General features: G+C 73.4%; 22 protein-coding genes and 3 pseudogenes. 15 read left to right on the top strand and 10 right to left on the bottom strand.

The annotated features are described in order from the left end of the window. A pseudogene (locus ABZ919_RS40010) lies at positions 1 to 824 on the bottom strand (M4 family peptidase); the annotation flags it as partial. Positions 825 to 1,053: 229 nt separating this feature from the next. On the opposite strand from ABZ919_RS40010, the gene ABZ919_RS40005 reads away from it, so the two are divergent. Next, positions 1,054 to 1,287, top strand: a complete 234-nt coding sequence (locus ABZ919_RS40005) for an SDR family oxidoreductase (protein WP_361258769.1) — start codon at positions 1,054 to 1,056, stop codon at positions 1,285 to 1,287. A 28-nt stretch (positions 1,288 to 1,315) separates the two neighbouring features. Here the strand turns inward: ABZ919_RS40005 and ABZ919_RS40000 are convergent, their stop codons facing one another. Further along, complete coding sequence (locus ABZ919_RS40000) at positions 1,316 to 1,603, bottom strand: DUF1905 domain-containing protein (RefSeq protein ID WP_361258754.1); 288 nt, start codon at positions 1,601 to 1,603, stop codon at positions 1,316 to 1,318. Positions 1,604 to 1,719: 116 nt separating this feature from the next. On the opposite strand from ABZ919_RS40000, the gene ABZ919_RS39995 reads away from it, so the two are divergent. Both ABZ919_RS39995 and ABZ919_RS39990 read left to right on the top strand, forming a co-directional pair. Continuing rightward, a complete protein-coding gene (locus ABZ919_RS39995; RefSeq protein ID WP_361258751.1) occupies positions 1,720 to 3,222 on the top strand; it encodes a metallophosphoesterase in 1,503 nt (500 codons plus the stop codon). Between the two features lie 67 nt (positions 3,223 to 3,289). Further along, the gene (locus ABZ919_RS39990; RefSeq protein ID WP_361258748.1) at positions 3,290 to 4,345 is read left to right on the top strand and encodes an LLM class flavin-dependent oxidoreductase; all 1,056 of its coding nucleotides are present in this window, start codon (positions 3,290 to 3,292) and stop codon (positions 4,343 to 4,345) included. Between the two features lie 176 nt (positions 4,346 to 4,521). On the opposite strand, the gene ABZ919_RS39985 is transcribed toward ABZ919_RS39990, so the two are convergent. Beyond that, complete coding sequence (locus ABZ919_RS39985) at positions 4,522 to 5,496, bottom strand: TauD/TfdA family dioxygenase (RefSeq protein WP_361258745.1); 975 nt, start codon at positions 5,494 to 5,496, stop codon at positions 4,522 to 4,524. A 151-nt stretch (positions 5,497 to 5,647) separates the two neighbouring features. Between ABZ919_RS39985 and ABZ919_RS39980 the strand changes: the two genes are divergently transcribed. Further along, positions 5,648 to 6,478 (top strand): aldo/keto reductase, encoded by an 831-nt coding sequence (locus tag ABZ919_RS39980; RefSeq protein WP_361258742.1) that lies wholly within the window; start codon positions 5,648 to 5,650, stop codon positions 6,476 to 6,478. 23 nt (positions 6,479 to 6,501) lie between these two features. Here ABZ919_RS39980 and ABZ919_RS39975 read toward each other — a convergent pair whose 3' ends face one another. Continuing rightward, positions 6,502 to 7,380 (bottom strand): helix-turn-helix transcriptional regulator, encoded by an 879-nt coding sequence (locus ABZ919_RS39975; RefSeq protein WP_361258740.1) that lies wholly within the window; start codon positions 7,378 to 7,380, stop codon positions 6,502 to 6,504. 161 nt (positions 7,381 to 7,541) lie between these two features. Between ABZ919_RS39975 and ABZ919_RS39970 the strand changes: the two genes are divergently transcribed. The 3 genes and pseudogenes from ABZ919_RS39970 to ligD all read left to right on the top strand — a co-directional run bounded on the left by ABZ919_RS39970 (position 7,542) and on the right by ligD (position 10,087). Further along, positions 7,542 to 8,405 (top strand): oxidoreductase, encoded by an 864-nt coding sequence (locus ABZ919_RS39970; protein ID WP_361258737.1) that lies wholly within the window; start codon positions 7,542 to 7,544, stop codon positions 8,403 to 8,405. A gap of 57 nt (positions 8,406 to 8,462) precedes the next feature. Continuing rightward, positions 8,463 to 9,071: a DNA polymerase ligase N-terminal domain-containing protein gene (locus ABZ919_RS39965; protein ID WP_361258734.1), complete on the top strand. Its 609-nt coding sequence runs from the start codon at positions 8,463 to 8,465 to the stop codon at positions 9,069 to 9,071. Between the two features lie 6 nt (positions 9,072 to 9,077). Then, positions 9,078 to 10,087 (top strand): annotated as a pseudogene (gene ligD, locus ABZ919_RS39960) (non-homologous end-joining DNA ligase). A gap of 305 nt (positions 10,088 to 10,392) precedes the next feature. Here ligD and ABZ919_RS39955 read toward each other — a convergent pair. The 3 genes from ABZ919_RS39955 to ABZ919_RS39945 all read right to left on the bottom strand — a co-directional run bounded on the left by ABZ919_RS39955 (position 10,393) and on the right by ABZ919_RS39945 (position 13,646). Next, on the bottom strand, positions 10,393 to 12,723 hold the full coding sequence (locus ABZ919_RS39955) for a SpoIIE family protein phosphatase (protein WP_361258731.1): 2,331 nt from the start codon (positions 12,721 to 12,723) through the stop codon (positions 10,393 to 10,395). Positions 12,724 to 12,801: 78 nt separating this feature from the next. Then, the gene (locus tag ABZ919_RS39950; protein WP_361258728.1) at positions 12,802 to 13,269 is read right to left on the bottom strand and encodes a peroxiredoxin; all 468 of its coding nucleotides are present in this window, start codon (positions 13,267 to 13,269) and stop codon (positions 12,802 to 12,804) included. Next, complete coding sequence (locus tag ABZ919_RS39945) at positions 13,266 to 13,646, bottom strand: hypothetical protein (RefSeq protein WP_361258725.1); 381 nt, start codon at positions 13,644 to 13,646, stop codon at positions 13,266 to 13,268. The genes ABZ919_RS39950 and ABZ919_RS39945 overlap by 4 nt, the downstream gene beginning before the upstream one ends. A 490-nt stretch (positions 13,647 to 14,136) precedes the next feature. On the opposite strand from ABZ919_RS39945, the gene ABZ919_RS39940 reads away from it, so the two are divergent. The 3 genes from ABZ919_RS39940 (at position 14,137) to ABZ919_RS39930 (ending at position 16,213) form a co-directional block, all read left to right on the top strand. After that, complete coding sequence (locus ABZ919_RS39940; RefSeq protein ID WP_361258723.1) at positions 14,137 to 14,424, top strand: antibiotic biosynthesis monooxygenase; 288 nt, start codon at positions 14,137 to 14,139, stop codon at positions 14,422 to 14,424. A gap of 213 nt (positions 14,425 to 14,637) precedes the next feature. After that, positions 14,638 to 15,213, top strand: coding sequence for a hypothetical protein (locus ABZ919_RS39935; protein WP_361258720.1), 576 nt, complete (start codon positions 14,638 to 14,640; stop codon positions 15,211 to 15,213). A 187-nt stretch (positions 15,214 to 15,400) separates the two neighbouring features. Next, entirely contained in the window at positions 15,401 to 16,213 is an 813-nt protein-coding gene (locus ABZ919_RS39930; protein WP_361258717.1) for an XRE family transcriptional regulator, read from the top strand. A gap of 63 nt (positions 16,214 to 16,276) precedes the next feature. On the opposite strand, the gene ABZ919_RS39925 is transcribed toward ABZ919_RS39930, so the two are convergent. Then, the gene (locus ABZ919_RS39925; RefSeq protein WP_361258714.1) at positions 16,277 to 17,134 is read right to left on the bottom strand and encodes a LysR family transcriptional regulator; all 858 of its coding nucleotides are present in this window, start codon (positions 17,132 to 17,134) and stop codon (positions 16,277 to 16,279) included. A gap of 146 nt (positions 17,135 to 17,280) precedes the next feature. Between ABZ919_RS39925 and ABZ919_RS39920 the strand changes: the two genes are divergently transcribed. The 3 genes from ABZ919_RS39920 (at position 17,281) to ABZ919_RS39910 (ending at position 20,439) form a co-directional block, all read left to right on the top strand. Beyond that, positions 17,281 to 18,093, top strand: a complete 813-nt coding sequence (locus ABZ919_RS39920) for an EamA family transporter (protein WP_361258766.1) — start codon at positions 17,281 to 17,283, stop codon at positions 18,091 to 18,093. Positions 18,094 to 18,394: 301 nt separating this feature from the next. Further along, positions 18,395 to 19,159 carry an IclR family transcriptional regulator gene (locus ABZ919_RS39915; RefSeq protein ID WP_361258711.1) on the top strand — a complete coding sequence of 255 codons (765 nt, stop codon included), beginning with the start codon at positions 18,395 to 18,397 and terminating at the stop codon, positions 19,157 to 19,159. Between the two features lie 137 nt (positions 19,160 to 19,296). Then, positions 19,297 to 20,439 carry a PP2C family protein-serine/threonine phosphatase gene (locus ABZ919_RS39910; protein ID WP_361258708.1) on the top strand — a complete coding sequence of 381 codons (1,143 nt, stop codon included), beginning with the start codon at positions 19,297 to 19,299 and terminating at the stop codon, positions 20,437 to 20,439. On the opposite strand, the gene ABZ919_RS39905 is transcribed toward ABZ919_RS39910, so the two are convergent. Next, a complete protein-coding gene (locus ABZ919_RS39905) occupies positions 20,436 to 20,861 on the bottom strand; it encodes an ATP-binding protein (RefSeq protein ID WP_361258705.1) in 426 nt (141 codons plus the stop codon). The two genes, ABZ919_RS39910 and ABZ919_RS39905, sit on opposite strands and share 4 nt — an antisense overlap. A 183-nt stretch (positions 20,862 to 21,044) precedes the next feature. On the opposite strand from ABZ919_RS39905, the gene ABZ919_RS39900 reads away from it, so the two are divergent. Both ABZ919_RS39900 and glpK read left to right on the top strand, forming a co-directional pair. Beyond that, positions 21,045 to 21,812, top strand: coding sequence for an IclR family transcriptional regulator (locus ABZ919_RS39900; protein ID WP_361258702.1), 768 nt, complete (start codon positions 21,045 to 21,047; stop codon positions 21,810 to 21,812). Positions 21,813 to 21,856: 44 nt separating this feature from the next. Beyond that, a complete protein-coding gene (gene glpK / locus ABZ919_RS39895) occupies positions 21,857 to 23,371 on the top strand; it encodes a glycerol kinase GlpK (RefSeq protein ID WP_361258699.1) in 1,515 nt (504 codons plus the stop codon). A gap of 102 nt (positions 23,372 to 23,473) precedes the next feature. Here glpK and ABZ919_RS39890 read toward each other — a convergent pair. After that, positions 23,474 to 24,106 (bottom strand): annotated as a pseudogene (locus tag ABZ919_RS39890) (helix-turn-helix domain-containing protein); the annotation flags it as partial. Between the last annotated feature and the right edge of the window lie 115 nt (positions 24,107 to 24,221).

Genomic DNA, 24,221 nt, shown 5'->3' with positions numbered 1-24,221 from the left:
AACAGCGTCCCGGTACCCGAGCTGCCGTGGTTCAGGTTGTACGTCTTGTGACCGCCGCGCGCGCCGTCGGTCAGCGTGTACGTCGAACCGGACTGCGTCGTGGTCAGCGTGACCTGCCCGCTGTAGTGGGTGTTGCCCACACCGGTCTCGATCGCCTGGTACCGGTACAGCTCCTTGCCGGTCATGGCGTCGGTGATGACGTGCAGCCGGCTGGGGGTGCCGTCGTCCTGGAAGCCGCCGATCACCGTCTCCCAGGCGAGCTTCGGGGTGCCGCTGCCGGCCCAGATCACCTTGCGCGCGCTGTCGGCGGTGGGCTTCTCGGCGGCGAGGGACTTCGCGGTCTTGAGGGCCTTGGACTCGGCGGCCGACTTGGCGAAGGCCGCGGTGGTGGAGGCGACCTGGATCTTGTGCTTGTTGTTGTACGTGGTGCTCACGGTGCCCGCGGCCAGGGAGGCGGGCGGAGTGTGCACGATGAGGTCGCCGCCGAGGACGGGAAGGCCCGCGTAGGTGCGCTCGTACCGTGTGTGCAGGGTGCCGTCGTTGTCCTTGACGACGTCCTTGACGACCAGCTTCTCCTTCGCGCCGAGGCCGAGGGTGCGGGCGGTCGCGTCGGTCTTCTGCTGGGCGCTCCTGATCAGCGCCTGGTGCTGCGCCGGGCTGAGCTTGGTCTCCAGGCCTCCGGTGCGCAGCGGGCTGGGGTGCGCGGCGACGGGTTTGGCGCTGGCCGGGACGGACTGGATGCCGACGGCGAGGAAGGCCGCGGTCGAGACCAGGGCGGCTCCGACCGTGGCGCGCTTGTGGGGAAAGCGTCTGTGGGGTCTCACTCGTACTCCTCCTGCTGCGGTCGCCGGGTCGCGACCGGTGACAGACGGGCAGACGGGTCTGCTGCCCGGGTGAGCTGAGCTGTGCGGGACCGTGATCCGTGAACACACCGGGGATGTGCAGTGCGTGGAGGAAGGATTCCAGCCTTGTCCCGAACATGTCAGTCATAAGGAGGTCATTCGAGGGTTTTCCCTATGCCGGTGAGGCCGTGAGAGGAACCACGTCACCCGGCTGCTCGCGGCCGCGCTCGCGCCCGGCGTGCGGGGCGACGCGGTGGCGCCGGGGCTCGTCGACACGGCCATGACGAAGGACTGGACCCACGCGCACGAACTGTGGCGTGAGCGCGCGCCCATGCGCCGCCCGGCCCGGCCGGCCGACGTGGCCGACCTGGTGGCGTCCGTGATCGCGAGCACCTGTCTCACCGGCGAGGTCATCCCGCTCGACGGCGGGCTGAACCCGGCCTGAGGAGCAGCGGCTCCCGGTGCCCCGGGCCTCACAGACGCACGGTCATCGCCACCGTCACCTCGTCGTCCGGCGCGAGCCCCTCCGGTCGGCGCACGGCGTTCTTGAGCGGCAGCACGTACCCGCCGTCCTTGGGGAAGAGGGACGTGGTGAAGGCGGTGCCGCCGATCCTGGCCTCGACCGGGATCACGCCCCAGCCGTAACTGGCAACCGCGGCGACGTCACGGATGTCGGCGGACTCCGCGTCGGGCACGGCGACGAAGTAGTACGGCGCCGGCCCGCGCCACTCCACGACCCGGCCGGAGAAGGCGAGTTCCATGGTCGACCCCTCTTCAGGCAGCTCCACAGCGTACCGGCACGCCCCCACAAGTGGGCCCTGGTCACGGCCGGGCCCCGCCAAGCGCCCCTGGCCGGCGCGTTGTTACCGTGCACGGTGTGTCTGACTCCTCTCGCGATACCGCACAGGGCGCCGGCTGGGGATCGGCCGAGCCCGGCCTCTACAAGCAGTTGATGCCGGACCACGTCGAGAAGCTGTCGTGGCTGAACCCGCGGACGCTGTGGGCCGCCCGCAACGGCGTGCTGGCGTCCTGGTTCGGTGACCCGACCGGCCGTACCCGCGACCGCTGGGTGGCGCGCCGCCGGGCGGCCGGGGCGCCCGTGGACAAGGTGATCCGGCGTGAGGTCGCCGACCGGTTCTCCTTCATGGTCGTCGGGGACACCGGAGAGGGGGACGACTCCCAGTACGCCGTCGTTCCCGGCTTTCTGAAGGTGGGCCGGGACACGGACTTCGCGGTGATCGCGAGCGACGTGATCTACCCGGTCGGCAGCGCCGACGACTACGGCGACAAGTTCTTCCGCCCGTACCGCGACTATCCGGCGCCGATCTACGCGATACCCGGCAACCACGACTGGTACGAGGACCTCGGCGCCTTCATGCGCGTCTTCTGCGCCGACACCCCGCCGCTCGGCCCCGGCCCCCGGCCCCGCCCGCTCGGCCGCGCCTGGTGGCGCGCCCTGCTGTGGCACCGGCCCCGGCCTGCCGACGAGCAACGGCTCGCCGCCGCACGGGAGCTGCGGCCGGCGCCGGGCCAACAGGCCGTGCAGCCGGGGCCGTACTGGGCGATCGACGCGGGTCCGCTGCGGATCGTCGGCATCGACACCGGTCTGCTGGGCACGATCGACGCCGAACAGGGCGCCTGGCTGCGCGAGGTGTCCCGGGGGCCGAAGCCGAAGATCCTGATCACCGGATCACCGCTGTACGTGGACGGGGAGCACCACCCGTGCGCGATCGAGGGCGGCGGGACGGTGGACGACGTCGTCCGGGACCCGGATCACCACTACGTGGCCGCGATCGGCGGCGACATCCACAACTACCAGCGCTATCCGGTCGACGTGGACGGCCGCCTCATCCAGTACGTGGTCGCGGGCGGCGGCGGAGCGTTCATGCACGCCACGCACACCATCCCGCGCGTGTCGGTCGCGGGCGTCACCGAGCGGGAGTTCCGCTGCTATCCGCTGCGCGGCGACTCACTGGCCTTCTACAGCCGTCTGTACGGCCACCGGCTGCGGCTGCGCCGCTTCTTCACCCTGACCGAGGCCGAGGCGACCGCGGTCGTCGCCGAACGCCTCGGCATCGAACCGGGGCGCAAGCCCGGCCCGGACACCCGGCTCACCCGGCGCGCCCGCCTGGTCGCGAGCCTCCTCGGCACCGGCGGCCGCCCGGACCGTACATCCCGGGTCCGGCTGCCCGTGCGCAAGATGTACACCCAGCTCTTCTCGCCCGGCTCGGCGACCTACAGCCCGCCGTTCTTCAAGTCCTTCCTCCGGCTGGACGTCGCCCCCGGGGCGGTCCGGCTGCGCTGCTTCGCCGCGACCGGCAACCGGACGCAGGAGGTCGATCCGCCCGTGGAGGACGAGGTCGTCATTCCGCTGAAGTGATCACACGGTTGTCACACCGCCCTGCCAGAATCGGAGGCAGAGCGACGTACGACCACTGGAGGAACCCGTGCCGTCCACCGCCCGCCCGCTGCGCAAACTGGGTTTCCTCACCATCGGCCTGTTCGACCCGGCGGACCCCGCCCGGGGCCACGAGTCCACTCTGGAGATCATCGAACTGGCCGAGCGGCTGGGCTTCGACAGCGCCTGGCTGCGCCACCGCCATCTGCAGTACGGCATCTCCTCCCCGGTCGCGGTCCTGGCCGCCGCCTCCCAGCGCACCCGCCGCATCGAACTGGGCACCGCGGTGACCCCGCTCGGCTGGGAGAACCCGCTGCGTCTCGCCGAGGACCTGGCGACGGTGGACGTCCTGTCCAAAGGCCGGCTCAACCCGGGCGTCAGCGTGGGCCCGCCGATGCACTTCGAGCAGATCAGGGATGCCCTCTACCCGGACACGGCCGACGCCGAGGACTTCGGCTACGAGCGGGTGCGCCGGCTGCTGGACCTGGTGCGAGGCAAGCCCGCGAGCGCCTTCGCAGGGGCCGAGGGAGTCGGGGCCGTGCGGCGGCAGCCGCACGTCGAGTTCACCTCGGACGTGGTCCAGCCGCACTCCCCCGGCCTCGGCCGGCGCATGTGGTACGGCGGCGGCAGCCTCGGCTCGGCGCGCTGGGCGGGCGAGCAGGGCATGAACTTCCTGACCAGCAGCGTCGTCAAGGCGGAAGAGCCCGGCGGGCCCTGGGACTTCGCCGAGATCCAGCTCTCCCACATCAGGGAGTTCCGCGCCCGTCACCCCGACGGCGAGGCGGCCCGGGTCTCGCACGGGCTGGTGGTGATACCCACCGACTCCGCCAGCCCGGAGCAGTGCGCCAGGTACGAGGCGTACGCGGCGAAGCGCCTGCCCCGCACGGCCTCTCCGCAGGGACCGGCTCGGCTGCTGTTCGCGCCGGACCTGGTCGGCACCTCGCAGGAGATCGCCGAACGGCTGTGCGCCCACGCCGCGTTCCGTGAGGTGGACGAGGTGGCGTTCGCGCTGCCGTTCACCTTCGAGCCCGAGGACTACGTCCAGATCCTGACGGACATGGCGACGAAGCTGGGCCCGGCACTGGGTTGGCGGCCGGCGGGCTGACCTGCGGCCGCCGGTGCCGCGGGCCCGGCCGAGTACGCTCGCCGACGGCCCGGCACCGGCCCCGCGGCCCCACCGGCCCCACCGGCCGGGGACGGCTCGGCACGCCGTGTGCCGATCGGACCGTCGCGCCGCCGTCGCTGCCGGCGGCAGGCGCGCAGGGGACCGGAGGCCCTGTCTCACCAGCGGCCAGGCTCCGTGCCCACCAGCGCCTCCGACCGCCTGCCGTCCACCCCGACCGGCACCTCCCCCGCGAGCATCACCCGGTGCATGATCCGGGGAAAGCCCAGGTGGGCGTTGTCACCGGGGGCGAGGTGGATGGTGGCCCGGTTGTCCCAGAAGGCGACACTCCCCGGCTCCCAGCGGAAGCGGACGGTGTACTCGGGGCGCACGGCCTGCTCCAGGAGCATCTCCAGCAGCGCCGCGCTCTCCGGGCGGGAGACGTCGGTGATCTGGTCCAGGTAGTAGCCGTTGACGAAGAGCACGCGCTCCCGGGTCTGCGGGTGTACCCGGACCAGTGGGTGCACGGAGGCGACCTGGTGGTCGAGCAGATGGCGCAGATACGCGTCGTCGCCGGGCCGGGGCTGGTAGCCCACGCCGAGCCGGTGTTCGGCGCGCAGCCCGTCCACGAAGGCCCGGACCGGAGCCGAGAGACCGGCGTAGGCGGCTGCCAGGTTGGCCCAGGTGGTGTCGCCGCCGTACGGAGGGACGGTCTCGGCCCGCAGGACGGTCGCGGCCGGCGGGTCGATCCTGGCGCCGTGGTCGCAGTGCCAGCCGCGCAGCAGGCTGTGCCGGCGCCGCCGCAGCCACTCCTCGTGGTCCATCCCGAACCGGCTGCCCAGTTCCAGCCGGTCGGCGGTGGTCTCCACCTCGGGGACGTCCGCAGGTGAGGCGCTTCCCCGCCGGCCGAGGACGACGGGCTCACCGAAGCGGCGGGCGAAGGCGACGTGCCCGGCGTGGTCGAGTTCCTGCCCCCGGAAGAACACCACCTTCCAGCGCAGCACGGCCTGCCGGATCAGGGCCACCACGGAGTCGTCCAGCGGTCCGGCGAGGTCGACACCGGTGATCTCGGCTCCGATGTGGCCGGCGACCGGCCTCACCTCCACGCCCGCGACCTGCCCGGTGTTGTCCGCGGTGGCCCTGTGCGTCGTCATGCGCGCTCCGATGCTCGTCCGAACGTCCGAACCGGCTCCTCGTCAGATCGTGGCATCCGGGCCGGCGCACGGCGAACTCCCCGCCCGGTTGATCACCGCTCGCCTCATCCATGAGGCTGGGAGGACGACACAGTCGAGGGAAGGTCCCATCGTGAACGGCATTCCGGCGCACACGCTCAACGACGGTACGACGATCCCCGCCATCGGCCTCGGCACCTGGCCGCTGGACGACACGGCCGCCGAGCAGGCCGTACGCTCCGCGCTCGACCTGGGTTACCGGCTCGTGGACACGGCCACGAACTACCGCAACGAGACCGGTGTCGGGCGGGCCGTCGCGGGCAGCGCCGTGCCGCGCGAGGAGGTGGTCGTGACCACCAAGCTGCCCGGCCGCCACCACGGCTACGAGCAGACGCTCGCCTCCTTCGAGGATTCCCGGCGGCGGCTCGGCCTGGAGTACGTCGACCTGTATCTGATCCACTGGCCCAATCCCCGGGTCGGCAAGTACGTCGACTCCTGGAAGGCGATGATCAAGCTGCGCGAGGACGGACTGGTCCGCTCGATCGGCGTCTCCAACTTCACCCCCGAGCACATCACGCGGCTGGAGAAAGAGACCGGGGTACTGCCCTCGGTGAACCAGATCGAGCTGCACCCGCTGTTCCCGCAGGAGGAGCTGCGCGCCTTCCACGCGGACAAAGGCATCGTGACCGAGAGCTGGAGCCCGCTGGGCCGGGGCAGTGACCTGCTGGCGGACCGGGCCGTCGCGGAGGTCGCCGCGGCCCACGGGGTGACTCCGGCGCAGGTGCTGCTGCGCTGGCACCTCCAGGTCGGTGCGCTGCCCGTCCCGAAGTCGGCCGACCCTGGCCGGCAGCGCGCCGACCTGGACGTCTTCGGCTTCGAGCTGGACTCCGACCAGCTGGCGGCGATCGCCCGCCGCGCCCCTCGGCGGCTCGGCGGGGACCCCGAGCGGCACGAGGAGTTCTGAGGCCTGCGGGCCTCGGCGGGTCGCTACTCTTCCTCGATCCGCTGCTGCGCGCCGCCGTGCCGGGTGCCGTCGGTTCCGGGCGGCGCGGCGAGGCTGCCGAGGATGTCCAGCAGCTCGGCGCTGCGGCTGCCGGGCTCGGCGTGGAAGACGACCAGGGTGAGTCCGTCGGTGCCGTCCACGGACAGCTTGGTCGACTGCAGGTCGAGCTCGCCGACCTGCGGGTGGGCCAGATGGCTGACCCGGCCGCGCCGGGGCCGCACCTCGTGGCGGGCCCACAGGGCGCGGAAGCGTTCGCTGCGCAGCGACAGCTCGCCGACCAGGTCGCGCAGCCGCGGGTCGTCGGCGTCCGCCCCGGCCTCGGAGCGCAGCGCGGCCACGCCCTCCTCGGTGAGGTCCTCCCAGTCACGGCGCAGCTCGCGCTCGGCGGGGTCGAGGAAGACGGCGCGCAGAAGGTTCACTCCGGGCCGGTAGTTCGGGGTGAGCGCGGTGGCGAGGGCGTTGGCGGCCAGGCAGTCGGTGTACCGGTTCTGCACATAGGCGGGGTTGCGCGGCCAGCCGTCGATCAGCTGGAGCAGGCTCGCCGGCACCTGGCGCGTGCGCTGTCGGGACCGCTGCGCCGGGCCGGGCCGGTCCTGCGCAAGTCCCACCAGGTGGGCCCTGGCGTCGGCGTCGAGCCGCAGGACGCCCGCAATGGCCTCCAGGACCTGCACGGACGGATTGCGGTCACGGCCCTGCTCCAGCCGCAGGTAGTAGTCGGAACTGATGCCGGCCAGCATCGCGACCTCCTCGCGGCGCAGCCCCGGCACCCGGCGCAGGCCGCCGCGGGGCAGCCCGACGTCCTCGGGCCGCACCAGCGCCCGGCGTGCGCGCAGGTACTCGCCGAGCGCGTTCGATCGGTCCATGGGGCCACCGTACGGCCGCCCGGCCGGCGGTGACTGGCCCTGTCAGTCCCAGGATCACCGGGGTACTGCGACGGCGGGTGCGAGGGGCGCAGGGTGGACTGCGTGGCCGCCGTCAGGACCGGCGGCCACGGACATCCGATCATCATCCTGAGAGGTACGACATGACCGCACAGCTCGGCGGCACCATCACCCCGGCCGACGGCCTGACCCTGACCCGCATCGGGTACGGCGCCATGCAGTTGGCAGGGCCGCATGTCTTCGGCCCGCCGAAGGACCGCGACCGGGCGGTGGCGGTGCTCCGCGCGGTGGTGGAGGCGGGGATCACGCACATCGACACTGCCGACTTCTACGGCCCGGTGGTCGTCAACGAGCTTCTCAGGGCGGCCCTGCACCCCTATCCCGAGGAGCTGCACATCGTCACCAAGGTCGGCGCCCGCCGGGGAGCCGACGGCAGCTGGATCCTGTCGCGGCACCCCGAGGACCTCAAGGCGCAGGTGTACGACAACCTGCGGAACCTCGGCGTGGAGTCGCTCGGCGTCGTCAACCTGCGGGTGGGCGACGTGGACACCCCCAACGACGACTCGCTGGCCGACCAGTTCGGGGCGCTGGCCGAGCTGCGCGAACGAGGGCTGATCCGGCACCTGGGGCTCAGCACGGTGACCGCCGCCCAACTGGACGAGGCTCTGGCGATCGCGCCCGTGGTGACCGTGCAGAACCTGTACAACCTGGCCAACCGGCAGGACGACGCCCTGGTGGAGCGCACGGCGGCCGCGGGCATCGCCTTCGTGCCGTACTTCCCGCTCGGCGGTTTCACCCCGCTGCAGTCCGAGACCCTGGCGAAGGTGGCCGCCCGGCTGGAGGTCTCGCCCCAGCAGGTGGCGCTGGCCTGGCTGCTGGGGCGGTCGCCGAACATCGTGCTCATCCCCGGCACCTCCTCGCCGGAGCATCTGCGGGAGAACATCACCGCCGCCTCCCTGGTGCTGCCGGAAGAGGCGGTCGCCGAGCTGGACGGCATCGCGGGCTGAAGGACCCGGCGCGGGGTACCCGGACCCCGTGAGCCGGACGCACGGAAGGAGCCGCAGGTGGCAGCGGAGGACCGGCTGCGGACGTACCACGGCAAGCGCGACTTCGAGCGGACCCGCGAACCGTCGGGGCGCGAGTCCCGCGCCGCGGGCCACGAGCCGCGTTTCGTGGTTCAGATCCACGACGCGCGGCGGATGCACTTCGACTTCCGGCTGCAGGTCGACGACGTCCTGAGGTCCTGGGCCATTCCGAAGGGCCCGTCCACCGACCCCGCGGACAAGCGGATGGCCGTGCCGACCGAGGACCATCCGCTGGAGTACGAGGACTTCGAGGGCGTGATCCCGAAGGGCGAGTACGGCGGCGGCACGGTGATCGTGTGGGATCACGGCACCTATGAGCCGCTCAGCCACGACCGGCGGGGCCGCCCGGTGGAGTTCGCCGAGTCCCTGGAGCGCGGGCACGCCACGTTCCGGCTGCACGGGAGCAAGTTGCACGGGGAGTACGCGCTCACCCGCTTCCGCGGCGGCGCGGACGAGGAGGAGGCCTGGCTGCTGGTGCGCAAGGGCCCGGCGCGGCCGGACGGGCACGGCACTCCGGATCCCCGGCGGGCCCGCTCGGTGCGCACCGGACGTACCCTCGCCCAGGTCGCGGCCGACGGCGGGCAGTGATCCGCGGTGGAGTCGCTGCTGGACTCGCTGCCGGCGGGCCGGCGGGAGTCGCTGAGCGCGGCCGCGCCGGGCGCGGAGCTCGCCGCGGCCCCGATGCTGGCCACGCTCAGCGACCGGCGGGAGTTCGGTGAGGGCTGGCTGTTCGAGCGGAAGCTGGACGGCGTCCGGCTGCTGGCGGTCCGCGAGGGCGACCGGGTGCGGCTGCTGTCGCGCACGGGCCAGCGGCTGAACGAGACCTATCCGGAGATCATGGAGGCGCTCGAGGCCCAGGAGTGCGCCGACTTCACGGTGGACGGCGAGGTCGTCGCGTTCACCGGCGGCCGTACCGACTTCGCGCGGCTGCAGCGGCGGATGGGACTGACCCGGCGCCGGGACATCGAGGCGTCCGGGGTGGCGGTGACCTACTACCTCTTCGACCTGCTGCGCCTGGAAGGCCACGACACCCGTCGACTGCCGCTGCGCGTCCGCAAGTCGCTGCTGCGCCGGGCGCTCTCCTTTCGCGCCCCGCTGCGGCTGACCCCGCATCGCAACGAGGGCGGCGCCGAGCTGCTGGCCGAGGCCTGCGGCCGGGGCTGGGAGGGACTGATCGCCAAGCGGGCCGGCGGACCGTACCGGACACGCCGGTCCCCGGACTGGCTGAAGCTGAAGTGCGCACAGGGGCAGGAGTTCGTGATCGGCGGCTTCACCGAACCCGCGGGCAGCCGGGTCGGACTGGGGCGCTGCTGCTCGGCCACTACGAGGGTGACCGGTTGCGCTACGCCGGGAAGGCCGGCACCGGTTTCGACCGGCCCACCCTGCTGGCGCTGCGCGAGCGGCTGGACGGGCTTCGCCGTGACACCGCGCCGTTCTCGGGTGCCGTGCGCGAGGCGCGCGCCCGCTGGGTGGAGCCGGAGCTCGTCGCGCAGATCGGGTTCACCGAGTGGACCAGGGACGGGATGCTGCGGCATCCCCGTTTCCTGGGGCTGCGCGAGGACAAGCGGCCGCGGGACGTGGTCCGGGAGCGCCCGGCGGCATGACCGGGGCCCCCGGCCGCGCCTTGCTCGGCGACCCGGCCGGCCGCGGTCTTCGGCGGCTCGGTGGCTCCCCGTCCGGACCGATCCGCGCCGTCGCGTCCGGCCCCCGGTCGGGGCGCCCGGGCGGTGCCGCAGGCCAGAGCGGTGGCGACGGCCAGCGCGCCGGCGACGGCGGCACGCAGAGCCGTACGCATGCGGTGCCTCACCGGGCTCCGGCCCCGGCTCGCCCGCGCTGCCTCTGTGTTCGCGGCGACACCCCGTCCCGAGAGCTCCACGGCGTGGTTGAAGCAGGTCGCCCGTTCCAGTGATCAGCCGGCGGGCAGCGCCTGCTCGGCCCAGATCGTCTTGCCGCGGCCCGTCTGCCGGCTGCCCCAGCGCTGGGTGAGCTGGGCGACCAGCAGCAGTCCGCGGCCGCCCTCGTCGTAGGCGTGGGCCCGGCGCAGGTGTGGTGAGGTGGAACTGGCGTCGGAGACCTCGCAGATGAGCGCGCGGTCGCGGATCAGCCGCAGCTGGATGGGCGGTTCACCGTAGCGGATGGCGTTCGTGACGAGCTCGCTGACGACGAGTTCGGTGACGAAGGCGGCCTCGTCCAGCCCCCAGGCGGTCAGCTGCTCGCCGGCCGCCTGCCGGAAGGCGGCGACCTCGGCGGGGTCGGGCGGGACGTCCCAGGTGGCGACGCGGTCGGCGCCGAGGGCGCGGGTGCACACGAGCAGCAGGGCGACGTCGTCGCCGGGCTGCTCGGGCAGCAGGGCCTTGAGGACGCCGTCGCACAGCGCCCCCAGGGAGTCGGCGGGTGCGCCGAGGGCCCGGCGCAGTTCCTCGGTGGATCCGTCGGGGTCCCGGTCGCGGTCCTCGAGCAGGCCGTCGGTGTAGAACGCGAGGACGGAGCCCTCGGGCAGTTCCAGTTCCGTCGCCTCGAACGGCAGCCCGCCGACGCCCAGGGGTGGTCCGGCGCTCATGGGCACGAACTCGGGGGTGCCGCCCGGCAGGACGACGGCCGGGGCGGGGTGGCCGGCCGCGGCCAGGCCGAGCCGCCGTGAGACGGGGTCGTACACGCCGTACAGGCAGGTGGCGCCGAGTTCGGCGATCTCCTCGCGACTGTCCTCGGCGGCCAGGTGGGTGACCAGGTCGTCGAGGTGGGTGAGGAGTTCGTCGGGCGGCAGGTCGACGTCGGCGAGGGTGCGTACGGCCGTCCGCAGGCGGCCCATGGTGGCCGACGACTGGATGCCGTGGCCGACCACGTCGCCCACGACCAGGCCGACCCGGCCCCCCGAGAGCGGGATGACGTCGAACCAGTCGCCACCGATGCCGGCCAGCGATCCGCAGGGCAGATACCGGTGGGCCACCTCGACCGCGGCCTGCCCGGGCAGGCCGCTCGGCAGCAGGCTGTGCTGCAGGGCGAGCGCGGTGCTGCGTTCGCGGGCGAAACGGCGGGCGTTGTCGATGCAGACGGCGGCGCGGCTGCCGAGCTCCTCGGCGAAGACGGCGTCGTCGGGGACGTAGTCGTGGGGGTGGGCCTTGCGGACGCAGACCGCGACACCGAGGGTGGTGCCGCGGGCTCGGAGGGGCATGGCGATCAAGGAGTGGACGCCCTCGCGGTACGGGCGGCCCTCGGGTGAGCGGGCGTTGCGCTCGGCGAGCCACTCGGCGAAGCCCGGCTCGCCGGCCTTGCTGAGCACGACGTGCCCTTCCCTCAGGGCGCGGGCCGGCGGCGAGCCGGGCGGGTAGACATCGATCTCGCCGATGCGGGCGGCCGCGCCGGGGTTGCCCTCGCGGGTCGAGCCGTGGGCGACCCGGTGCAGCACGACACCGTCGTCGGCGACCATCGGCGGTTCGTCCGCGCCGAGCACCCAGTCCAGGAGGTCGACGGCGGCGAAGTCGGCGTACCTCGGGACGAGGATGCCGATCAGTTCCTCGGCGGTGCGCACCACGTCCAGGGTGGTGCCGATGGCGGTGGCCGCCTCGTTGAGCAGGGCCAGGCGACGACGTGCCCAGTACTGCTCGCTGCTGTCGAAGGCGGCGAGGGCCACGGCCGTCGGCTCGCCGCTGCCGTCGCGCAGCGGCCACATCTCGATGCTCCAGGCGTGCTCCCGGCTCTGGGCGGGCCCGGTGACGAAGCTCTCGTAGCGGACCGGCTGCCCGGTCTCGGCGACCTGGCGCAGATGCTCCAGGAAGCCGCTGTGGTACTCGGCCTCGTCGACGGTCTCGGGGAAGTGCCGGCCGAGGAGGGCGTCCTCGGGGATACCCAGCACCTGCGCGGCGACTCCGTTCACGCGCAGGTAGCGCTGCTGGAGGTCGAAGACCGACATGGACATGGAGGCCTGTTCGAAGGCCTCGGCGGCCAGGGTGGTGCCGGAGGCGCCGGCCGTGACGACGAACCCGCCGGGCTTACCGTCGGCTCCGGCGACGGGACAGAAGGTGAGGGCCACCTGGACGCGGTGGCCGTCGCGGTGACGCAGTGCGACGGTGCCGGCCCGGGCGGTCAGAATGTCCTCCGGGACGTGCCCGGCGAGCAGCTCGGTGGCGGGCCGGCCCACGACGTCCCCGGCGGGGCGGCCGGTGAGCTGCCGCGCGCCTTCGCTCCATGCGGTCACGGTGCCCAGGGCATCGATGACCGCCACGGCGGCGCCATGCTTCATACGCCCAAGGATGTTCCGATTGCCCCGGTACATCAAGCACGGGGACGCTCCGGCCCGGTCGGCGCGGGCCGGAGTCGATCAGCCCTGGTGGGCGCGCAGAGCCTCCAGTGCCCGGTCGGCGTGGGTGTTCATGCGCAGTTCGCTGCGGACGATCTCCAGCACCGTGCGGTCCCGGGCGATCACGAAGGTGACGCGCTTGGTGGGGGCGAGGGAGAAACCGCGCCGGACGCCGAAGCGCTCGCGGACCGTGCCGTCGGCGTCGGAGAGCAGCGGCATGCCGAGGCCGTGCCGGCCGGTGAACTCCTGCTGTTTGTCCACGCTGTCGCCGCTGATGCCGACGGGCCGGGCGCCCACGGCGGCGAATTCGGTGGCGAGGTCGCGGAAGTGACAGGCCTCCGCGGTGCAGCCCGGGGTGAGCGCGGCCGGGTAGAAGAAGAGCACCACCGGCCCGTCGGCCAGCAGCTCGCTGAGCCGGCGGGGGGTGCCGGTCTCGTCGGGCAGGGCGAAGTCCTCGACCTTGTCCCCGACCTCGATGCGTTCCGTCACGACCGTCCCTCCTCGTTCCGTGCGACTCCCCGCGCCCACAGCACCAGGGGCACCTGCAGGGGCAGCCGTGCGAGGGCGGCGGTCCGCAGCGACGCGGGCCGGTGCCGCCAGTCCACGGCCATCTGCACGTTCGCCGGGAAGACTCCGACGAAGAAGGCCGCTGCCGCCTTGGCGGCGACCGCGCGCGTCCGTGGCGCGGCGATCCCGGCCGCCAGGGCGAGCTCCACGGCCCCGCTGCCGTACGTCCATGTCCGGGGCGAGCCCGGCAACGCGCGCGGAACGATGGCGTCGAAGCGCCGCGGGGCGGCGAAGTGGGCGACCCCCGCCGCGGCCAGCAGGCCGGCGAGCAGCAGGGGTGAGCGTTCGGACCGGGGCACGGTTCCTCCTCTGGTGACCTGCCGCCGGATATTACTGGACGGTAGGCGCGGGGGTGACCCATTGCCGAACACGCGGGTGTCAGGCTGCACGTGAGGTGCGGGACGCGCCTGACGCGGCCGGCCCCCTGCGGCTGCTGGTTCCGCGCCCCCTGCCGGACCACCACCGGACCCGCGCTCACCACGCGCTGCGCCGGCCGCCCCGGCCGCAGCGGTCGGGAAACGGCGACCTGCCGCAGCAAGGCGACCGCCACCCGGTCCACCGGCACGCCGGCCGGCGCCGACAGCCACTCGTACCGACGGGCCCGGCAGCCGACGTGCCGGACGCGCGTACGGCTCACGGACGCCATGGCCACCGGCGCACGGGACTTCCCCCGCCCACCGGCCGACGGACCGCGCCCGCGGCCGTCCGGCGCGTGTCGCACAGGCCGCTCACCGGCGGAAGCTGCTGGAATCGGCGCCACTACCACCGTCTCGCAGACCGGAGCATTCCATGGCCTTCGCCGCCGTAGCCCAGTACCAGTGCGACCCCACCGACGCCGACACCGTGCGCGACGCGCTGCGCAAGATGCGCGAACTGGCGTCGTCGGAACCCGCGAACCTCGCGTACGAGGCGCACGAGGTCGTCGACCGGCCGGGGGCGTTCATGGTGTACGAGCGCTACAGGGACCGCGCCGGTTTCGAGGCGCACAAGGAGACGGAGCACTTCGCGGAGCTGATCCGGGGAACGGTGTTCCCGCTGCTGAAGGAGCGGACCGTCGTCTTCGCCGAGACGCTCTGACGCATCGCCCGGATCTCCGCCCGGACGGGAAGGACGGTGGCACGCGCCCGCCCCGCCGACCAGCGGGGCCCGAGCCGCAGCCCGCACGCCCGTCCCGCGGGACGTCCCGCCCGTCCCCGGGGACAGCGGGACGGCATCCTGACGGCCCGTCACGGAAACGCTGGCTGTCGTGATCGCTGCTCGTGATCACGAGAACGACAGCCGGAGGTTGCCATGATCCGACGGACTCTCAAGAGCGGTCTGCTGGCCGCGGTCGCGGTGCTCGTGCTGCTGCCCACCGCGGCCGGCGCCACCGCGGCCGAGGCCACCGCCCTGCGCCCGGCGCCCGGCGCCGTCAGCCAGTACGACGCCCACCACCACCGCGGGTACACCGAGTACCGCTTCCACCTCCGCAGGCACCACGCGCACCGCCTGTACCGCACCGGCCGCTTCGCACACCGGGGAGCGGCGTACCGATTCGCCCCGCGGACGATCACCTTCCGCATCACCACCGGCGCGGCGCCGTACCGCCTGCAGTACCGCCTCGCCGGGGAGCGGGTGACGTACCGCCTCGTCACGCCCGCCACCGGTCGCGTCGCCACCCGGCACGCCCGGCTGAACGTCCGCTCGGGTCCGGGCACCGGTTACCGGGTGATCGGCCACCGGCGCCCGGGCCGGATCCTGGGGCTCACCTGCAAGACGCTCGGCTCCGCGGTGCACGGCGACCGCATCTGGTACCGGCTGCGGCACCACGCGGGCTACGTCTCGGCGCACTACGTGCGCGCCGGCCGCGCCCTGCCCTGGTGCTGACGGCGCGGCACCGCGGCACCACCCAGTCACCGAAGGCCCGTTCGACGACCCCCGAACGGGCCTTCGGTATTTTCGCGCCTCACCTTCCTCCTACCTCATCGCGTGTTGCAGTCGCAGCACTCGTGGGAAGCCATTCCGGCAACAGGGGCGAAACCGCCCATAGCGGAAAGGGAGTCGAGGACGCACGATGCGGCACCCCCAAGCACCGACAACGCCGGACGAGCCTCTGGTGGTGGGACTGCGCGAGCTCAAGGACCGGACGGGGCTGAGCCTGGCGGCGCTGGCCGCGCGCACCCCCTACAGCAAGTCCGCGTGGCACCGCTATCTGTCCGGCGGCACGCCGCCGCCGAGGCCGGCCGTGGAGGCGCTCTGCCGGCTCGCCGGCGCCGACCCGGCAGCCGTACTGACGCTGTGGGAGGCGGCCGAGACGCCCCCGCCCTCGGCCGCGCCCGAGGCAGCCGGGCCCAGGCGGCGGCTCGGCCGGCTCGCGCCCTGGCCTCCCGGGCGGCTCCCGTCGTGGCTTCCTTCCTGGCTTCCGCTCTCCGTGCTGGCACTGTGCGGCGCGGCGACGGCGGTGGCCGCCGCCGCTGTCGCCCTGTCCGCGCGGCCGGGCACCGCCCCCGCCGCCCAGACCCTGTCGGCGGCGCCCCGCTGTCACGGCCGGACCTGCCAGGGCGAACTGCCCGACGCGTCGGCGTGCGCCCGGGACGCGCGGACCACCAGCACGGTCACCGGCCCCGTCTACACCGTGCGGCTGCACTACTCGCCCGCCTGCAGAACCGCCTGGTCGGAGGTTCGACTGCGGTCACCCCGGGCCCATGAGGTGTCGGTGCGGGCCGGGCAGGACGTGCTGTCGGCCAGCTATCCGGCGGACGACTCCGCCGGCGACAGCAGCCCGATGCTGTCGGTGACCTCGCCACGGGGCGTGGAGGCGTGTGCGGACGTGGGCGGGGAGCTGGCCTGCACCGGCCTGGACGTGGAGCCGGAGCGGCAGGGGTGACGTACGCGGAACGCACGCGCGGCGCCGCGTGCGAGGGACGGCATCGCCGTGCCGAGACGGCTCTCAGACCGCCCGGTACAGCTCACTGAGCAGTTCGAGGACCGCCTGCAGGGCCGGGTGCGGATCGTCGCGCCACCAGGCGAGCCGTACGGCGACGGGCTCGGCGTCGCGCACCGGCCGGTAGACGACGCCGGGCCGCGGATACTGGTGCGCGGTCGCCTCCGCGGTGACGCCGATGCCGTGACCGGCGGCGATGACGGTGAGCCAGTCGTCCACGTCGTGCGTCTCCTCGACGGTGGGCCGGGACGCCGGCGGCCAGAGTTCGGGCGTGGTCGTGCCGGTGCGCCGGTCGACCAGGAGGATCCGGCCGGTGAGATCGGCGAGCCGCACGAACCGGCGCCTGGCCAGCGGATCGTCAGCGGCCATCGCACACAGGCGCCGCTCCAGGCCCACGATGGCCGTGTCGAACCGGCGGTCCTGCAGAGGCCGGCGCACCACCGCCAGATCGCAGGTCCCTTCACCGAGACCGGCGGACGGCGTGTTGACGCGGACCAGGTGCAGATCGGACCCGGGATGCTCGGTGGTCCAGCGCCGCTGGAAGGCGACGGTGTGGCGGCCGACCGCCGACCACGCGTAGCCGATGCGCAGCCGGGAGTGCCCGCAGGCGGCCTCCTGGACCAGGTCGGCGACGTCCGCCAGCACCCGCCGGGCCCGCGCCACCACCCGCAGTCCGGTCGCCGTCGGGGTCACCTCGCGCGAGGTGCGCCTCAGCAGCCGCACACCCAGGGTTCGTTCGAGCCCCGCCAGGGTGCGGGAGACGGTCGCCTGGGACACCCCCAGCGCGATCGCCGCGTCGGTGAAGCTGCCCTCGTCGACGATGGCGACAAGGCAGCGCAGCTGCCGGAGCTCGACGTCATCCATACGATCAGCGTATAGATCGTTGAGCGCATGCATTTTGCGCACACAGGGGGCGGGCGGATGCTGCAGGGGTGCGGCGAGTCCTCGATCATCCCCCGGCCACGGTGTCCTCGGCGCTTCCCGGCCCCGCGCCGGGGCGGTCGGCGGGCGTGGCGACCATGTTCGGCAGCGGCCTGTCCAACCAGACCGGCGCGGCGATCGGTTCGCTGGCCTTCCCGGTCCTCGGGCCCCTCGGAGTGGTGGCGGTACGTCAGTACGTCGCGGCGCTCGTCCTGGTGGCCGTCGCCCGGCCCCGTCCGTGGGCCTTCACCTGGCGGCAGTGGTGGCCGGTGCTGCTGCTCGCCGGGGTCTTCGGCACGATGAACCTGACCCTGTACAGCGCGATCGACCGGGTCGGTCTGGGGCTCGCGGTGACTTTGGAGTTCCTGGGCCCGCTCACCATCGCGCTGGCCGCCTCGCGCCGCCGGCTGGACGCCGGGTGCGCGGTGCTGGCGGCCGCCGGAGTCGTCGTGCTGATGCGCCCTCGACCGTCCACCGACTACCTGGGCATGGGGCTGGGCCTGGTGGCCGCCTGCTGCTGGGCCTCGTACATCCTGCTCAACCGGGTCGTCGGGCGTCGCATTCCCGGTGCGCAGGGCTCGGCGGCGGCCGCGTGCGTGTCCGCGCTGACCTTCCTGCCGATCGGTACCGCCGTCGCCCTACGGCATCCGCCGACGGCCATGGCCCTGCTGTGCGCGGTGGCGGCGGGTGTGCTCTCGTCGGCCGTGCCGTACCTCGCCGACCTGTTCACCCTGCGCAGAGTGCCGGCCCGGAGCTTCGGTCTCTTCATGAGCGTCAACCCCGTGCTGGCCGCCGTGGTCGGCCGGCTGGTGCTCGGGCAGAGCACGGGCCTTGCGGAGTGCGCGGGGATCGGGGCTGTCGTGGTGGCCAACGCGGTGAGTATCGCCGGCACGCACCGCTGAGCCGGTGACCACGGCCGGCACGCACCGCTGAGCCGATGAGCACCCCCGACACACCGCGGAGCCGGTGATCACCGCCGGCACGCACCGCCGACCAGGACCGGCACCGTCATCGCGGCACTCGTCCCGCCCGCCGCGCGCCCCCGGCGGGACGGGGAACAGGCGGTGGCGCAGGGCCGCCGCCCGCCGCCCGCGGGCCGCGGGCCGAGGACGGCGGCGGGGGCGCTCGCCGAGGAGGGGCTGGGCCGGGCCGTGTTGCGACCCGGCGTTGCCCGGGCCGGTCGCCCGGGCGCAGTCTGGTCCTATGGGTGCTCAGGACGGCCCTACGCTCATCACGTCCGTGCAGCGGGCCCTTCGCCTGCTGGAGGCGGTGAGCGCGCACGCGAACGGCGCGCCGGCGAAGCAGCTGGCCCGCGAGACGGGGCTGCCGCTGGCCACCGCCTATCACCTGCTGCGCACCCTCGTGCACGACGGGTACGTGCGGAAGCTGGACGACGGCGGCTTCGTCCTGGGTGACAAGCTGAACTCGCTGCACGCGGCCGGCTCGGGCCGGACCCAGACACTGCTCAGCCGTGTGCGCCCGGCACTGGCCGCCCTGCGGGACGAGCTGTCCGCCGCCGCCTACCTCACGTTCTACGAGGAAGGCGAGATCAGGGTGGCCGAAATCGTGGACGGCCCCCGCACACCCCGGGTGGACCTCTGGGTGGGTTTCGAGGACGCCGGACACGCCACCGCCCTGGGCAAGTCCGTGCTGCGCGAGCTGGACGACGAGGCGCGCCAGGACTATCTGTCCAGGCACCATCTCGCCGCACTGACACCGCGCACGATCACCAGCGCTCCCGAACTGCTCCGCCGGATCGCGGCACCGCCCCTGGCACCGGCCGTCACGGACCTCGAGGAGTACACACTCGGCACCGTGTGCGTCGCCGTGCCCGTCCACCGTGGGAGCACGCTCGGTTCGCTCGGCGTCTCCCTGCCGGTGGAGCGGCAGGACCGGCTGGAGGAGATACGGGAACGGCTGCTCACCGTCGCGTCCCGGGTGACCAGGAGCCTCTCGCTCACTATCTGAAAAGCCACTCCTTGTGGCTGTGCTCACTCTGCCCCTTTGATGGTGGAAACGGACATTCCGGGTGAACACCCCGTACAGGCGAGGACTGCGGACCCATCATGAGCCAGGTCGGACACCACGACGGCGACCATGTACCAATGCGGCGCTTCAGGAACCGCGTCACCGGCGTCCGGCAATCGGTTCACCGGCGTACGGCCGGGCAGCCGGCCGCGGCACGGCACCTGCTGCCGGTCCTGGTCGTCGCCGTCGTGGCGCTCCTGGACGTCGCGTCCGGGGCGGCCATGCCCTGGTTGCCGCTGCTGGCGGCCGGACCCGCGCTGGCGGCCTCCACGAACGGGCCGCGTGGCGTGGCCTGCGTCGGCGCCCTCGCCGTGGCGATGGGCGTGACGCTGGCCATCGGGCACGCGGCCCCCGTGCGCGAGCCGGCGGGCGTGGTGACCGCCCTGCTGGCCGTCACCGTGGCGAGCGGTCTGGCCAGCGCGCTGCGCGTCCGCCGCGAGCGGGTCCTCGCCGCCGTGCGCTCGGTCGCCGAGGCCGCCCAGCACGCCCTGCTCCAGCCCGTCGCGGACACCGTCGGCCCGTTCCAGGTGGCCGTCCGCTACAGCGCCGCTGCGGCGGAGGCACGAATCGGCGGAGACCTCTACGCCCTGCTGCCCACGCCGCACGGGATCAGGCTGATCGTGGGCGACGTACGCGGCAAGGGGCTGCCCGCCGTGAGCACCGCCGCACTCGTGCTCGGTGTGTTCCGCGAGGCCGCCCACGACGAGCCCGACCTGCTCGGCGTCGTCGCGAGGATCGAGCGGAGCCTGGCGCGCAACCTCGGTGCCGACGACTTCGTCACCGCGGTGGTCGCCGGGTACCCCCCGTCGGGACACCTGGAGATCGTGAACTGCGGACATGCGCCGCCCCTGCTGATTTCCGCCTCCGGAGAGGTCGCGGCGGTGGAGCCCAGCCGTCCCGCTCCGCCCCTCGGACTGCGCGCCCTCTCGGGCCAGGCACCCCGCCTGCAGCGTCTTGCCTTCGCGGTCGGAGACCAGCTGCTGCTCTACACCGACGGGGTGACCGAGGCCCGCGACCACACGCGTGCGTTCTATCCGCTGGGCGAAGGGGTGGCCCGCCATGTGTGCGACGAGCCGGCGCACACCCTCACCGCGCTGCACGACGAGCTCCTGGAGCACGTGGGCGGGCGACTGCACGACGACGCCGCACTGCTGCTGCTCCGCAAGAGGACCGCGGACGAGCCGGCGTACGCGCCGTCGATGTGCGAGGCGGCGTTCTAGGGCGCGACGAGTTCGGCCCAGCGCGTCACCTCGCCGAGGTGGGTGCGTGTGCCGTGGCGAGTCGCCAGGGCGTGCACGATCGTCTCGCCCCTGCCGTGCTCGTCGGGGTCGATGCCGATGAGGGACCGGGGCACGGGGAAGGCGGGGCCCGCGTCGGTGACTTCGATGCGCAGGGCGCGCCCGCTGTCGCCCTGCACCCACGACAGCCGTAGCACGGCCGGGGGCCGGGCGTGCACGATCGCGTTCGTGACGAGCTCCGAGACCACGAGCAGTGCGTCCTCCTTGAGGTCCGGACTGACGCTCCAGTCGGCGAGGACCGCCGCCGCGCGACGCCGTACGGCAGAGACGGCACCGGCGACGGGCGGCACCGGACACACGTGTTCGTATGCCGCCTGGAGCAGCGTCTTGAGCTGTGCCGCCATAGTTCTCTCCCGGTGGTGTGTACGGCCGGGGTCCGGCGCCGTCGTCCGTCGGGCGCATTCCCGGGCTGTACTGCACGCTATGGAGACAAATCGGGCCGGTCAATGAACGACGGTCGGCATTACCGAACGCACGGGGCGTCCGTCCCACGGGCACGGGGTCCGTCCCGGTAATAGGCTCGCTTCATGGCCGGCCCGGTCCAGTCGATCGAACGGGCGGCGGCGATCCTGCGTCTGCTCGCAGGCGGGCCCCGCCGTCTCGGTCTGGGCGAGGTGGCGGCCTCGCTGGGGCTCGCGAAGGGCACCGCCCACGGGATTCTGCGCACGCTCCAGCACGTGGACTTCGTGGAGCAGGACGCCGCGACCGGAAAGTACCAGCTCGGGGCCGCCCTGCTGCACCTCGGCACCAGCTACCTCGACGTCAACGAGCTGCGCTCGCGCTCCCTCAACTGGGCCGACGCCCTGGCCGCCCGCAGCGGCGAGGCGGTGCGCCTCGGCACCCCCCTGGAGGGCAGCGTGCTCATCGTCCACCACGTGTTCCGGCCGGACGACACCTTCCAGACCCTGGACGTCGGCTCGCTGCTGCCGCTGCACGCCTCCTCGCTGGGCAAGGTGCTGCTGGCGTACGGGACAGCGAGTGTCGAGCCGTCCCGGGAGCGGGATCTGGAGGCGTACACCCGGCACACCCTGGTCGATCCCGAGCAGCTCGCCCGGGCGCTCGCGGAGGTCAGGGAGGTCGGATGGGCCGCCGAGACACAGGAGATGAGCATGGGCGAGGCCGGCATCGCCGCGCCGATCCGTGGGCACGGCGGCCTCGTCGTCGGCGCGATCGGGCTGTCCGGGCCGGTCGAGCGGATCTGCGACAGCCAGGGCCGCCCCCGCCCGACTCTGATCACGCTGATCCGGGAAGCCGCGCGGGCGATCTCCAGAGATCTGGGAGCCGCCCGCTGGTAGGCCAGGACAGCCGCCCCTCGATCCGTCGGAAGGCAGACCCGATCATGGCTGAACGGTACGTAATGTCCATCGATCAGGGCACCAACTCGACCCGATGCATACTGTTCGACCACCGTGGGCGGCTGGTCTCGGTCACGCAGAAGGAGCACCAGCAGCACTTCCCCAGGCCCGGCTGGGTCGAGCACGACGCCGTGGAGATATGGCAGAACCTGCGGCACATCGTGCCCGAGGCGCTCTCCGACGCCGGCGTCGACAGGGGGCAGGTCACCGCCATCGGCCTGGCCAACCAGCGCGAGACGACGGTGCTCTGGGACCGGCGGACCGGTGCCCCGCTGGGCCGGGCCATCGTCTGGCAGGACACCCGCACTGCGCCGCTCGTCGACGACCTCGTCCAGCGCCCCGGGGAGGCGTTCTTCCAGGAGCGGTGCGCCCTGCCGCCCTCGACCTACTTCTCCGCACTGCGGATCCGATGGCTCTTCGACCACGTCAAGGGCGTCGAGCAGCGCGCAGAGGACGGCGAGGTGCTGTTCGGGACGATGGAGAGCTGGCTGATCTGGAATCTCACCGGGGGCACCGAAAACGGCCTGCACATCACCGACGTGACCAACGCCAGCCGCACCATGCTGATGAACATCCGCACGCTCGCCTGGGACGACGAGCTGCTGGCCTTCTTCGGGGTGCCGCGCGCGATGCTGCCCGAGATCCGGCCGTCCGCGCAGCCGTACGGGGAGGCCCGCGCGCTGCTGCCCGGCGTCTCGATCACGGCCGCCCTCGGCGACCAGCAGGCCGCCCTCTTCGGCCAGACCTGCTTCGCCCCGGGCGAGGCCAAGTGCACGTACGGCACCGGCAGCTTCCTGCTGCTCAACACCGGCAGCGAACTGGTGCGCTCCCGCCACGGGCTGCTCACCACCGTCGCGTACAAGATCGGGGACCACGAGCCGGCCTACGCCCTGGAGGGGTCGATCGCCGTCACCGGCGCACTCGTCCAGTGGTTCCGGGACCGGCTGGGCCTGATCAGCAGTGCCCCGGAGATCGAGACGCTCGCGCGGACGGTGGAGGACAACGGCGGGTGCTACATCGTCCCCGCGTTCTCGGGTCTGTTCGCGCCCCGCTGGCGCAGCGACGCACGCGGGGTCATCGTCGGTCTCACCTCGTACATCACCAAGGGGCACCTGGCGCGTGCCGTGCTGGAAGCCACCGGATGGCAGACCCGGGAGGTCGTCGACGCCATGAACGCCGACTCCTCGGTCTCCCTGCAGCAGCTCAAGGTGGACGGCGGCATGACCGCCGACAACCTGCTCATGCAGTTCGTGGCCGACGTGCTCGACGTGCCGGTGGTGCGGCCCATGGTGGCCGAGACGGTCTCCCTCGGCGCCGCCTATGCGGCCGGGCTGGCCGCCGGCTACTGGCCCGATCTGGAAGTGCTGCGCCGCAACTGGCACCGGGCCGGCCAGTGGCTGCCCGGCATGGACCCCGGGCTGCGCGAGTCGGAGTACGACAACTGGCAGCGGGCCGTCGAACGGTCCCTGGGCTGGGTCAGACCGCCCCGATCCCCCTGACACCGCCCAGCCCGCCCCGCCCGCGGACCGGACCACGGGATGGCGCAGCCGGGTCGTCGCGCGGAGGGTCGGCGGGCGCCGGTGCGCACGAGGTGGGCGGCCGACCGGAGCCAGCCACAGGCCCCGATCGCGTCCGCGAGGCCGGCGGCGGCCTTTGACCAGGTGGCGCGCGGGGTCGGGGCGCCCTGGGCGAGGGCCCGTTCCCGCTCGGCACAGGTGTGCAGGATCAGCAGGCGGACCCTCTGGCCGCGTTCGGCGCGCACCTCGGTCGGCAGCTCCTGGAGGGCGCGGTTCAGCCCCTCGATCGTCTGCGGCAGCGCCGGCGAGGTCACGGACCGCGCGACCATGATCTCGTGCAGCGCCGGGTCGGTCATCACCTGGGCGCAGAACGGTGCGTACCAGTGGGGCTGCCGGCCCGGCCAGATGCTCGGCCACCGGGCACACCAGGCAGTCGACCCAGTCGCGTACGTCGGTGGAGCCGGCGGCCGTGGCGAGGGCCCGCTGCCTGAGCGCCTCGATGGGTTCCGCGTGCCGGCGGGCCACCGCGCGGACCAGGTCGGCCTTGGTGCCGAAGTGGTGGCCGACCGCCGCGTTGTTGCCCTGGCCGGCGGCCTCGCTCACCTGGCGGTTGGAGACGGCGTACACGCCGTGCTCGGCGGACAGCCGTTCCGCCGCGCTCAGGATCGCCTCCCGCGTCGCGCTCACCTGCTCGGCCCGCGCCGTCCTGCGCGCCATGCTCACCACCGCTCCGGGACTGTGCACCGCCCCGCGGCGGTCTTTCCCGCGCACCGCCCCGGGTCCTCGTCCGGGGCGGCGAGGTCCAGCCGAAGAAGCCTGCGACGCACGCCGG

Origin of the sequence: Streptomyces sp. NPDC046759 (assembly GCF_040645475.1) — a bacterium.
Taxonomy (GTDB): Bacteria; Actinomycetota; Actinomycetes; order Streptomycetales; family Streptomycetaceae; genus Streptomyces.
The sequence above is the reverse complement of the archived record's forward strand: the minus strand, read 5'-3'. Positions and strand labels throughout refer to the sequence as shown.